Here is an 11,439-nt window from a genome sequence, read left to right on the forward strand (position 1 = left end):
AACAAGATACTGAATAAGCCTTGCTAACATGCCCAGCAAAGAGATTAGGTTAATAAGGTTTCCAACCAAAATTTGAAGGTTTGAACTTTTGGAAGAGTCGCTTTGTTAAAGGGAATATCGATCCAATAACCATACTTGCTTTGGATATCCGTATCTATCATCGTTTTTAGAGTACCTATATTGAGTTCATTCCGAATCATAGGTTTATCGATAATAGCAATACCATAACCAGCAACAGCAGCTTGAATCACTTGTTCTGTTGTTGAAAATTCGATTGCACAATGTGAATCGCTTAAATCTATATAATGGTTTTGTTTTAACCAGATTTGCCATGTATCTAGTCTTTTACGGTTATATAACACATGGATAAGAGGATAGTCTTGAAGATTGGGAGCAAGTTCATCTTTAAATAGTTGTGGGCTGGCGACCATTACATAGTCTTCTTTTAATAATAAGCTGCTTTGACAATGGTGGGCCGGTGAGAGGCCAAATCGAATACGAATATCCGTATCTACAGCAACTTCAGTGTTTTCAGCATCTTGAGTATAGTTCACTGTAAATGAATAGTCTTTGTTGGTAAGCAAAAAGTTTTTTAAATTTGGGGAGAGAATTCGATTACACCATGTTGGTGGGGCCTCAATATTGAGTTTTGTGCGGATGTTTTTTGCTCTAAATTTGAGTGTGGATGCTTCAATTTGATCAAACACAATTTGCATATCATTTGCGAACTCGAGACCATGAGAGGTGAGTTCGATTCCTTTGGGTGATCTCAGAAAAAGCTGAACGCCTAAATATTCTTCTAGTAATTTGATTTGTCTGCTGACAGCCCCATGCGTCAGACAGAGAGATTGTGCTGCATGAGAGAAATTTAAATGCTTAACCACCTCTTCAAAGATGCGTAAAGCGTTCATGGGAGGTAATTGTCGCATCCATACGTCCTTTTATCATATCCTTGATATTTATAAGATGAAGATTAAAGCCATGTTTCCTGATTTAATGGTTAATCTTCATCACAATCCATTGTACTAAGTCTAGCATAGCGTATATTTTGGATGATGTGCTTTAACTATAAAAATAATTTTTATAATTTAAATAAGGAGTATTCTATCGGTTGGTTAAAAATAATAAGCAAGTGAAATATATGTTTTTTGATTCCAGTTATTATTTGATCCTTGTGCTAAACCATTTTGATCACCAAGGTAGGGATCATACTTTCCGATTAAATGTTCTGCTTGAATGGTAAGGTCTTTAATTTTAAATGCAATACCTGGAATAACTCTGTAACTATCAGTATTACTATGATTTTTATTGATATAACCACTGATATTGAGATAAGGGCGAATGGATTGTGCATATTCAAAATGATGTGGAAATAAATAGCTAAACTCAGTTGAAAAAAAGTCTCCTTGCGTTGCTGAGTTATAAGAATAGTCAAATCCGCCCAAGCTAATATGATCAGGACTCAAGTGGTCTTTATTATCAATGTCTTGATGACCAAATAATAATTTGCTATTCCAGCTTTGATAATTAAAATCAGCAAAAATAGACCATACTTGACGTGATCCTGTGCTGGAATAATTTTTGTTTTCGATGTCTGAGTACCAGACCGATGTACCAAGTTGATAGTTGAGGTCAGCATAGTTTGAAGAGTATGCATAACGGGCAATGATCATGTTTTTTTCTTGGGTATTGGTTCCATTCTCAACATAATCATCTGCATTGACCATATTAATACTGAAGCGCCGTGCATCTTTTGAATGCCCTCTAAAATTGCCGCCATCAATTGGATAGAAAGCTAAAGACAATTGATTTTTATTAGTTTTTAATTGATAGTTAATCCCAATATTGTGTACATCTTCAAGACCTATCACATTGGCAATGCCAAGAAAAAAGGTATTTCCCCAATAACGATCTAATCCAAATGGGACTGGGTTTAAACCTGCAATGATTTTATTGTTTGGATTGATTTTATAGCCAAGCCAAGCATCAGTTAACCAGCTTGCATCACCGATATGACCATAATATTCATATAGACGGTAATCTAGCCCGCCAATAAGCGTTGCAGACTCATAGTTGAGCGCTAAGATCGCATCACTAAAAGAAAATTTACTACTACTCGGGTTGGCGTCATGGTCATAGACATATTTACCTCGGATTGCACCACCCACATTTAATTGACCTAAACTTGAAGTTGGTTCGCCAATTTTTATTCCAGAATAAATGGTTTGACTTATTACTAAACTACCTATGAAAAGTAGAGTTTTAATTGGTGCTGATTTTATTTTTAACATTTTTAATCCTTGAAAATAAATTTAATTTTAATTTCCTTGTTTTTGGTTAATAAAACATATTTGAGGTTTTATTTATAATGAAAATTTAACAATTGCTATGAATTTAATTCACAGCAGTGTGAGTTTTTTTAATATTAGATTTTTTAATAGTGTTGTGAATTAATTTGTATTTTATTTTTATTTAAAACGAGGGATGGTAATAGCAGTTTATTCGATCAAGGAAAGTACATGGATAATTTAACTGCTGCAGTTTATATCGGCGAGGGATTTGAAGGTGAGGGGGTCAATGCATCACATATCAATATTTTAATTGGTCCACGTGGTGGTCCTGTCGGACAGGCTTTTGCAAATAGTCTGTCTTCACCATCTCAAGGTCATTGTCCATTTATGGTGATTGCTCAACCCAATATCCCCGTGAAACCAATGACTTTGTATGTCAATAAAGCGGAAATTCAAGGGGATTTGCATGCAAATGCGACTTGGGGGGCATCACAAGCGGGTATTGCTAAGGCCATCAATGAAGCACTCTCGTCTGGGATATTTCCTCCTGAGGCTGAAAATGAGTGGGCCATTGTCACCGCGAATTGGGTTAATCCGAGTTGTAATGATTTGGATGAGGTGTATCACAATAATTACAACGCTTGTGTTCGGGCAATTCATGCAGCATTGAATTATTTACCGCTAAAGAATGATTTAGTCGCACTCAAACAAATCAAAAACCCATTTTATACCCCTAAACACTAAGGTTGAAGACCATGGAATATATCAATTTAGGAAATTCAGGTTTAAAAGTTTCGCGCCTATGTTTAGGCACCATGAATATGGGTTCATCGTCTTGGAAACCCTGGATTTTTAATGCTGAGCAAAGTGCTCCAATTATTAAATATGCGCTGGATTCAGGAGTCAATTTTATTGATCTTGCTGATTTTTATTCGGCAGGAAAAGGTGAAGAAGTTGTTGGTGGAATTATTCATAAACTGGTCAATCGTGATGAGGTGGTCATCACCACAAAAGTTGGCTATGGAACAGGTGGGGGCATCAATCAAACAGGACATTCTAGAAAAAATATTCTCAGTAGTATCGATCAATCTTTAAAACGCATTGGTACGGATTATGTCGACATTTATATGCTGCACTTTTTTGATGTTGATAGCCCCGTAGATGAAACGCTTGCTGCAATGAATGAAATTATCAAGTCTGGAAAAGCACGTTATTTTGGTGTGTCTACCATGACCGTCGGGCAGTTGGCAAAAATCTTGATCTCATGTGAGCGCAATGGTTTTGTCAAACCGATCAATATGCAATTGCAACTGAACTGTGCCTATCGGGAAGAAGAACGGGAAATGATTCCTTTCTGTATTGATCAAGGGATTGGCGTTTCAGTATTCAGTCCCTTAGCCCGTGGCATTTTAAGTGGTGAAATGAGTTCAACACGGAATACCACCGATTTCTTTACCCAGCAGATGTATAACGACGCTGTGAGCTTTGAAATTGTAAAATCGGTGGGCAAAGTGGCTCAAAATAAAAATTTAACAATGGCACAGGTTGCACAGGCTTGGGTACTGCAACGCCCTGGCATTCACAGTATGTTGGTAGGTGCTGATAACGTAGATCAATTTAAAACCGCAATACAAGCCTTAGAGACTCAATTCAACGAAGATGAATTATATGAAATTGATCGTAATTATACCCCTTGTGATCTGATTAATGATTACACCAGTGAGAAGCGTATTTCGCGCATTGCTCGTGAGGCTAAAGGCTGTTTTGTAGATGTAGGGGTGTAATAAGATGTTAGATTTAAAGAAAAATACCAGCTTTATCAATGGTCAATGGTTGGCAAGTCAAGCCAATACTTATCCTGTTTTTAATCCAGCAAATGCGCAAGAAGTGAGTCAGGTTCTAAAATGCGGTGCTGAAGAAACAGAACATGCAATTGTGGCAGCTGATCATGCTTTAGAAACATGGAAAAAAACACTTGCCGCTGAGCGAACACAAGTCTTGAAACGCTGGGGTGAATTGATGCTGGAGTATCGGCAGCAATTGGCAGAGATTCTTGTGGAGGAACAAGGTAAGCCTTTAGCTGAGGCTTTAGGTGAGGTGGTCTATGCTGCCAGTTTCTTTGAGTGGTTTGCTGAGGAAGCGAAACGTAACTACGGCGATATTATCCCTACATTTAAAGCGCAAACAAAAATCATGGTCACCAAGGAGCCTGTTGGTGTCGTTGCTGCGATTACCCCTTGGAATTTTCCATTAGCAATGGTGACACGTAAAGTTGCCCCAGCCTTGGCTGCGGGGTGCACTATGATTTTAAAACCTTCGGAAGAAACACCTCTGTCAGCTTTTGCACTTGCAGTGCTGGCAGAGCAAGCGGGTGTGCCTGCAGGGGTATTTAATGTTGTTTCTGGGAATGCGCAGGAGATTGGCGCAACTTTACAGCACTCAGAGAAAGTGAAAAAAATCAGTTTTACGGGGTCTACTGCGACGGGCAAATTATTAATGCGTCAAGCAGCGGACACCTTAAAGAAAACCTCATTTGAACTTGGTGGAAATGCCCCTTTTATCGTGTTCGAAGATGCTGATTTAGAGGCGGCGGTTCAGGGTGCAATGGCATCAAAATATAGAAATACTGGGCAGACCTGTGTTTGTGTCAACCGATTTTATATTCATGAAAAGGTCTATGAATCATTTGTTGAACTTCTTACGGCAGAGGTTCAGAAACTCAAAGTTGGTCATGGTTTTGTAGAGGGTGTAACGCAAGGGCCATTAATTAATCAGGCTGCGATGGCAAAAGTGCAGCGTCACATTGATGATGCCTTAGCAAAGGGTGGTTCAATTGTGACGGGTGGTAAAGCGCATCAGTTGGGTGGGCTCTTTTATGAACCTACGATCATTAAGCATGCCAATGACAAAATGCTAGTCGCGCATGAGGAAACCTTTGGGCCTGTCGCAGCATGTTTTTCCTTCGCTTCGGATCAGGAAGCGATTGCACTGGCAAACAACACCCAATATGGGCTGTCTGCATATTTCTATACCAAAGATCTAAAGAGAACGTGGTGGGTTGCAGATCAATTGCAAGTGGGAATGGTGGGAATCAATGAGGGTATTATTTCGACGGCAGTAGCACCTTTTGGTGGCGTGAAAGAGTCCGGTTTTGGTCGTGAAGGGTCGAAATATGGCTTAGACGAGTATCAAAACATTAAGTACATCTTGCTCGGTGGCCTTGCTTAATTGACGGACGAGGATAGATCTCAAAGGAACTGATCTGAGGTCTATCGATGAGGTGTCGTCATTACTTTTTTAAGTTTTTTGGATAGAAGAAATATTCAATTTTACTCCATGGAATGGGAGCGTATATGAATACCGTAAATATTGATAATGTGCCATTGAACAAATTTCATTTCAAAATAACGGCTTTGACTTTCGGTGCACATTTAACTGATGGTTATATCATTGGTTTGATTGGGATGGTTTTCACTTTAATTACTCCTCTGATGCAGCTGGATTCCTTTTGGCAGGGTGCAATCGGAAGTGCTGTTCTGATAGGTCTATTTGTAGGAAGTTTATTTTTTGGATTTATTTCAGATAAATTAGGTCGACAGAAGATCTTTTGTATTAGCTTCATTTTGGTCCTGATTGGTTCGATTGCCCAGTTCTATGCTTCTACCCCTTTAGAACTGTTTCTCTGCCGCGTACTCATGGGAATTGGGCTGGGAGGGGACTATACCGTCGGGCATGCATTGTTGGCGGAGTTTTTACCTAAACAAAGTCGAGGTGCAATTTTAGGCTCATTTAGTGTGGTGTGGACATTTGGTTATGTACTGGCAACGTTCATTGCCAAGTTCGTGATTGATTTAGATCTTGGGCCTGATACATGGCGTTATTTACTCGCCTCAACAGCAATCCCTGCGGCAATTATTTTAATTGCACGAATTGGAACACCAGAATCCCCACGGTGGTTGATGCAACATGGACGTAAAGATGAGGCTCGGGCGATTGTTCAAAAATATTTTGGAGCAAATGTAACGATTGAGAGTGAAACAGATCAGTTGGCACAGCAAAATAATTTTTCCAGTATTAAATTATTGTTTAGTCAAAAATACCTGAAACGGACTTTGTTCAACTGCATCTTTTTCACCTGTATTGTGATGCCGTATTTTGCAATTTATACCTTCTTGCCGATGATTCTAGAATTGATGAAGTTATCCAATGATTTCACCACAGAAACCATCTTAAATTTGATGCTGCTACTCGGCGCAGTAATCGGTATTTACTGTACTTATAAATTTTCCCGTCGCGGTTTCTTAATCTATTCCTTTGTATTGCTCTCGGTCAGCTTACTGTTGATTACGATACTGCCTGAAACATTGAACTGGGCATTGGTACTCTTGTTTGCCGCATTTACGATGATTTTATCTGCAGTCAGTAATTTAGTTGGTGTTTTCCCTGCAGAAAGTTTTCCGACTGAGGTTCGTTCTAGTGGCATTGGGATCGCTACAGCAGTGAGCCGATTTGGTTCTGCAGCAAGTACCTTTATTCTTCCAATCAGTCTGTTGCAGATCGGGATGACTGCCACGATGTTATTACTGGTATGTATTCTGGTTTTTGGAACCATTATTTCGATTTTATGGGCCCCAGAAACTAAAAATCTATCTTTGGTCGAGGCATCTGAAGTTGATGAAATAAAGGCTTATGCGGCTTCAAAAGAGCTACCATAAGTACAGTCTATCTGATTAGATTTTTGAAGTGGCTTCAGATGATATTAAAAAGAAAAAGGCTCCATCAGGAGCCTTTAATCAATGCATGCGGAGCTTTTAGCCTTTAGACATATTTTCTAAAATGTCCCAGCGTTCCAATTTTTCTAGCAATACTTCTTCAATTTCAGCTAGGCGTTGGCTGGCTGCAGTTGCTGCATTGGCATCTGAAACAAACCAAGACCCATCAGCTAATTTTTCTGATAATTCTGCTTGTTCAGTTTCCAATTTTTCAATCTCAGCAGGCAGTTGTTCAAGCTCTCTCTGGTCTTTATAACTGAGTTTTACCTTTTTAGGTGCTGCAGCCGCTTCTGCTTTGGCTTGCGCTTTTTTTACATCACTTTTCTGATCAACGACCTTTTGATCTGGGCGTTGTTCCAAATAGTCTTGATAGCCGCCAATGTACTCATCAATTTGACCTTTACCGTCAAATACCCATGTCGAAGTCACGACATTGTCCATAAAGGCACGGTCATGCGAGATCAACAGCAAAGTACCTTTATAGTCAGACAGCATTTCCTCAAGCAGCTCAAGTGTCACCATATCCAAGTCATTGGTTGGCTCATCCATCACGATTAAATTCGATGGTTTGAGCAATAATTTTGCCAATAAGATACGGTTTCTTTCGCCTCCTGAAAGTGCTTTGACTGGGGTACGTGCACGTTCTGGTGAGAATAAAAAGTCTTGTAAATAACTATAGATATGACGGCGGTTACCGTTCACATCAACAAAATCAGAACCTTCTGAAACGTTGGCCATGACGGTTTTTTCAAGGTCTAAGGCATTACGCAACTGGTCAAAATAAGCGACTTCGAGTTGAGTACCGGTTTTCACGGAACCACCGTGCTCAATCTCACCTAAAATCGCTTTAATCAAAGTGGTTTTACCGACACCGTTGTCACCAACCAAACCAATACGGTCACCGCGTAATACGATTGCAGAGAAGTCTTTAATCAGTGGTTGTTGGCCATAGCTGACGCTGAGATTTTCAATTTCAAATACCAGCTTACCAGAGCGGTTGGCTTCTTGCGTTGCCATACTGACTTTGCCTTGTTGTGAACGGCGTGCCTTAGATTGCTCACGTAAGTCTTTTAATGCGCGGACACGACCTTCGTTACGAGTACGACGGGCCTTAATACCTTGACGAATCCAAGCCTCTTCTTCCGCTAACTTTTTATCAAATAAAGCATTTTGTTTTTCTTCAGCTTCCATTTGTTGTGCTTTGAGATCGAGATAGCGTGAATAGTTACCTTCGTAACTACGCAAAATGCCACGATCAAGCTCAACAATACGGGTGGCAATGCTGTCGACAAATGAACGGTCGTGCGAAATAAACAGCAGGGTCAGGTTATTTTGATCCAATAAAAACTTTTCTAACCATTCGATACTTTCGACGTCTAAATGGTTGGTTGGTTCGTCCAATAACAACACATCAGGTTGAGTGAGTAGAGCACGTGCCAATAACACACGACGTTTACGACCACCCGATAAATCCGCTAGATCGGCGTTAGGATCAAGTCCCATTTTACTGAGAATCGAGTTGACCTTGTTTTCTAATGCCCAACCATCCAACTGATCCAGTTTGTGCTGTAGCATGCCCATGCGGTCGCAAGCTTCCATATCACCCAATACGCAGGCATCACTGGCTTCGTGATATTCTTTCAATACAATAGATGCTTCGCCTGCACCATCAGCAACGATGTCCGCAACTTTGCCTGAGTCCATTGGGACGTCTTGGGCTAACATTGAAACAGTTAAACCGTTTTGAATTGAAACTTCACCGTTATCTGGTAACAAGCTTCCCTCAATCAGTTTTAATAAAGTAGACTTACCTTCTCCATTACGACCAATTAAACAGACTCGCTCGCCACGTTCTAGGTTGAAGTTCGCGCCGTCGAGTAAGGCAGGTCCGCCAAATGCGAGATGGACATCCCTTAAAGTAATATAGGCCATAATGTTTCCTAAAAGTTCAGATGAGGTCTGAAATGACTAAACCACAAAATTTTGATAATCACGCGTCATTCTCCGCACCCATTGAAGATTTGCAAGTCCGAATTGCATTTTTAGATGATTTAGTTGAACAATTGAATCAGCAACTCGCAATTCAAACGCAGGAAATTGCTGATTTAAAAAAACAAATGCAATTTTTATATCGTCGGGTTGAATCTTCAGATTTATCCGAAGGAATTGCAGCTTTTGATCCGATAAATGATAAACCACCGCATTATTAATAAATCTTGCAGCAATGTTGAGTGGCATGACTGCAAGATTTAGGTTGTATAGCTGCATTTAAAAACCATGCAGGACAATTTTTCCTTTGGTCGTGCCACTTTCGATTTGTTGGTGTACACGTTTTAGGTTTTCGGCATTGATTGGCGAAAGTACCTGACTCACTGTGGTTTTAATCTTTCCCTCATCAACTAAGCTTGCAACTTGATTCAAAAGTTGGCTCTGTTGGATCATATCTTCAGTCTGGTACATAGAGCGCGTGAACATAAACTCCCAGTGCACCGAAACAGACTTTGATTTAAAGGGCTTAATGTCGAGTTGTTCAGGGTCATCAATTAAACCGAAACGACCTTGTGCTGCGATCAGTTCTGCAATATCCGCGAGATGCTGATCGGTTTGCGTGGTTGAAAATACATATAAAGGCGCATTTAAGCCGAGCTGCTGAATTTGTGGAGCTAAAGCTTGGCGATGGTCTAGGACATAATCAGCACCCAACTGTTTTACCCATTCAGACGTTTCTGGTCGAGATGCGGTACTGATGATGGTTAGATTGGTTAATTGTTTGAGCAATTGAATGGTGATTGAACCCACCCCACCAGCACCGCCAATGACGAGGATTGAAGTGTTCTCAGCCGCAGCTCGAGGAACTTTTAATCGATCAAACAGCATTTCCCATGCGGTAATTGCGGTTAAAGGTAGCGCTGCCGCTTCGCTAGCATCAAGTGACTTGGGTTTATGTCCGACAATACGCTCGTCAACCAATTGTAATTCACTATTGCTGCCTTGTCGGTTGAGTGCACCTGCATACCAGACGTGGTCACCAATTTTGAACTGAGTGACGTGTTCGCCAATCGCCTCAACGACACCTACGGCATCCCAGCCCAGAATTTTCCATTGCTGATCTTCTGCACTTTTATTGTTCCGAATTTTGGTATCGACTGGATTGACCGAAACAGCTTGCACACGAACGAGTAAGTCATGTCCATGTGCAACAGGTGAGTCAATCTCAATGTCTACAAGCGCATTGTCTAAACGAATTGCACCTGCCTTTTGATATGCCACAGCTTTCATGGTTTTGCTTCCACTTGATTGGAATCTCAGCATAACTTAAGCTTAATTTTAGCGACTACAGACAAATAACGCTCATAGTGTCAAAAAGGATACTGTAAAATGGCAAAAATGCGACATTCGAGCTTTGATTGTTCCCCGGGCTGTTCCGTCGAAGCCGCCATCAGTTTGATTGATGGTAAATGGAAATGTGTCATTCTCTGGCACTTATTTAATGAAGGCACTTTACGATTTAATGAAATTCGTAAGCGTGTACCGAGTATTACCCAGAGAATGCTCACCAATCAACTCCGCGAATTAGAACAAGATGGCATTCTGCATCGAGAGGTCTATCCACAGGTTCCTCCAAAAGTTGAATATTGTTTAACTGATTTAGGTCGTAGTCTGGAACAGATTATTGTTGCATTAAAGCATTGGGGCGATACACATCTTGATCAATTCGGAAAATTAACCCTAGTTGAATAAAGTAAGTAGGTTAAAAGCATTTGGCACTTTAGGCTTTTGATAGTCTGAAAAAGGATGCTTTCAACGGTGCAGTTGAATACAAGATTATTTTTTACGTTGAAACTTGCCTTTTGGATTCAACTTATGTAACGCTAATAAAAGAAAGTTTTGGGCTACTTTATGAGTAATATTGGAATTTGGATCACGGTTGCGATTGTACTATTTGTACTGGGCTCGATTTTTGGCTTACGTGTCAGTCCTCGAGAAAAGGCATTGGGTATGATGCGTGATCAGGCGCGCAAAATGGGATTGCATCCGCGTTTAATCGTTGCGCCAGAATGGACCAAGATTCCAATGGCATCGGAAAAACGTGCCAGTATGGTGGCTTATTATAGTGTGCTGATTCCAGATGCTCGTTTGGCGTTAATGCGCGCGCGGGTGGTGGATGGCAAGCTTCAGGTCGTGCAAGGGGATCAGAAATTTAATGATTTAACCATTGCATTAAAAGGAGTTTATGCTATTGATATGCAGGCAAACTGTGTCGGACTGTATTGGGATGAAGAAACTGACCTAAGAGCCACACAGCTTGAACAGATAAAAGCTTATTTACATGATTTAGCACAGCGCTAACTCTCTGATTGATCATAGGAAAAACG

General features: G+C 40.4%; 11 protein-coding genes. 7 read left to right on the top strand and 4 right to left on the bottom strand.

Translation table 11 applies throughout. The features are described 5' to 3' along the window. Window positions 1-44 precede the first annotated feature (44 nt). Both A7P54_RS18525 and A7P54_RS18530 read right to left on the bottom strand, forming a co-directional pair. Entirely contained in the window at window positions 45-929 is an 885-nt protein-coding gene (locus A7P54_RS18525) for a LysR family transcriptional regulator (protein WP_004802518.1), read from the bottom strand. 186 nt (window positions 930-1,115) lie between these two features. After that, window positions 1,116-2,291 carry a hypothetical protein gene (locus A7P54_RS18530; RefSeq protein ID WP_171550448.1) on the bottom strand — a complete coding sequence of 392 codons (1,176 nt, stop codon included), beginning with the start codon at window positions 2,289-2,291 and terminating at the stop codon, window positions 1,116-1,118. A gap of 228 nt (window positions 2,292-2,519) precedes the next feature. On the opposite strand from A7P54_RS18530, the gene fae reads away from it, so the two are divergent. From fae to A7P54_RS18550, 4 genes are all read left to right on the top strand, one after another. Continuing rightward, entirely contained in the window at window positions 2,520-3,035 is a 516-nt protein-coding gene (gene fae, locus A7P54_RS18535) for a formaldehyde-activating enzyme (protein WP_005200298.1), read from the top strand. Between the two features lie 11 nt (window positions 3,036-3,046). Then, window positions 3,047-4,075: an aldo/keto reductase gene (locus A7P54_RS18540; RefSeq protein WP_171550449.1), complete on the top strand. Its 1,029-nt coding sequence runs from the start codon at window positions 3,047-3,049 to the stop codon at window positions 4,073-4,075. Between the two features lie 4 nt (window positions 4,076-4,079). Then, window positions 4,080-5,519: an NAD-dependent succinate-semialdehyde dehydrogenase gene (locus A7P54_RS18545; protein ID WP_171550450.1), complete on the top strand. Its 1,440-nt coding sequence runs from the start codon at window positions 4,080-4,082 to the stop codon at window positions 5,517-5,519. Window positions 5,520-5,644: 125 nt separating this feature from the next. After that, window positions 5,645-7,006 carry an MFS transporter gene (locus tag A7P54_RS18550; RefSeq protein WP_171550451.1) on the top strand — a complete coding sequence of 454 codons (1,362 nt, stop codon included), beginning with the start codon at window positions 5,645-5,647 and terminating at the stop codon, window positions 7,004-7,006. Window positions 7,007-7,102: 96 nt separating this feature from the next. Here A7P54_RS18550 and A7P54_RS18555 read toward each other — a convergent pair whose 3' ends face one another. Further along, window positions 7,103-8,995, bottom strand: a complete 1,893-nt coding sequence (locus tag A7P54_RS18555; protein WP_171550452.1) for an ATP-binding cassette domain-containing protein — start codon at window positions 8,993-8,995, stop codon at window positions 7,103-7,105. A 32-nt stretch (window positions 8,996-9,027) separates the two neighbouring features. Between A7P54_RS18555 and A7P54_RS18560 the strand changes: the two genes are divergently transcribed. Then, complete coding sequence (locus A7P54_RS18560) at window positions 9,028-9,273, top strand: SlyX family protein (protein ID WP_004656007.1); 246 nt, start codon at window positions 9,028-9,030, stop codon at window positions 9,271-9,273. Between the two features lie 58 nt (window positions 9,274-9,331). On the opposite strand, the gene A7P54_RS18565 is transcribed toward A7P54_RS18560, so the two are convergent. Next, on the bottom strand, window positions 9,332-10,342 hold the full coding sequence (locus tag A7P54_RS18565) for a zinc-binding alcohol dehydrogenase family protein (RefSeq protein WP_171550453.1): 1,011 nt from the start codon (window positions 10,340-10,342) through the stop codon (window positions 9,332-9,334). A 99-nt stretch (window positions 10,343-10,441) separates the two neighbouring features. Here A7P54_RS18565 and A7P54_RS18570 point away from each other — a divergent pair, with 99 nt between their 5' ends. Together A7P54_RS18570 and A7P54_RS18575 are read left to right on the top strand one after the other, a co-directional pair. After that, window positions 10,442-10,804: a helix-turn-helix domain-containing protein gene (locus tag A7P54_RS18570; RefSeq protein ID WP_171550454.1), complete on the top strand. Its 363-nt coding sequence runs from the start codon at window positions 10,442-10,444 to the stop codon at window positions 10,802-10,804. Between the two features lie 159 nt (window positions 10,805-10,963). Further along, window positions 10,964-11,413, top strand: a complete 450-nt coding sequence (locus A7P54_RS18575) for a hypothetical protein (RefSeq protein WP_004802536.1) — start codon at window positions 10,964-10,966, stop codon at window positions 11,411-11,413. Window positions 11,414-11,439: the final 26 nt, after the last annotated feature.

The organism is Acinetobacter sp. Ac_3412, from assembly GCF_013072675.1.
Lineage (GTDB): Bacteria > Pseudomonadota > Gammaproteobacteria > Pseudomonadales > Moraxellaceae > Acinetobacter > Acinetobacter higginsii.

Coding starts and splice junctions, on each gene's coding strand:
- A7P54_RS18525 (WP_004802518.1), bottom strand. CDS start 929: ATGCGACAATTACCTCCCATGAACGCTTTACGCATCTTTGAAGAGGTG.
- A7P54_RS18530 (WP_171550448.1), bottom strand. CDS start 2,291: ATGTTAAAAATAAAATCAGCACCAATTAAAACTCTACTTTTCATAGGT.
- fae (WP_005200298.1), top strand. CDS start 2,520: ATGGATAATTTAACTGCTGCAGTTTATATCGGCGAGGGATTTGAAGGT.
- A7P54_RS18540 (WP_171550449.1), top strand. CDS start 3,047: ATGGAATATATCAATTTAGGAAATTCAGGTTTAAAAGTTTCGCGCCTA.
- A7P54_RS18545 (WP_171550450.1), top strand. CDS start 4,080: ATGTTAGATTTAAAGAAAAATACCAGCTTTATCAATGGTCAATGGTTG.
- A7P54_RS18550 (WP_171550451.1), top strand. CDS start 5,645: ATGAATACCGTAAATATTGATAATGTGCCATTGAACAAATTTCATTTC.
- A7P54_RS18555 (WP_171550452.1), bottom strand. CDS start 8,995: ATGGCCTATATTACTTTAAGGGATGTCCATCTCGCATTTGGCGGACCT.
- A7P54_RS18560 (WP_004656007.1), top strand. CDS start 9,028: ATGACTAAACCACAAAATTTTGATAATCACGCGTCATTCTCCGCACCC.
- A7P54_RS18565 (WP_171550453.1), bottom strand. CDS start 10,342: ATGAAAGCTGTGGCATATCAAAAGGCAGGTGCAATTCGTTTAGACAAT.
- A7P54_RS18570 (WP_171550454.1), top strand. CDS start 10,442: ATGGCAAAAATGCGACATTCGAGCTTTGATTGTTCCCCGGGCTGTTCC.
- A7P54_RS18575 (WP_004802536.1), top strand. CDS start 10,964: ATGAGTAATATTGGAATTTGGATCACGGTTGCGATTGTACTATTTGTA.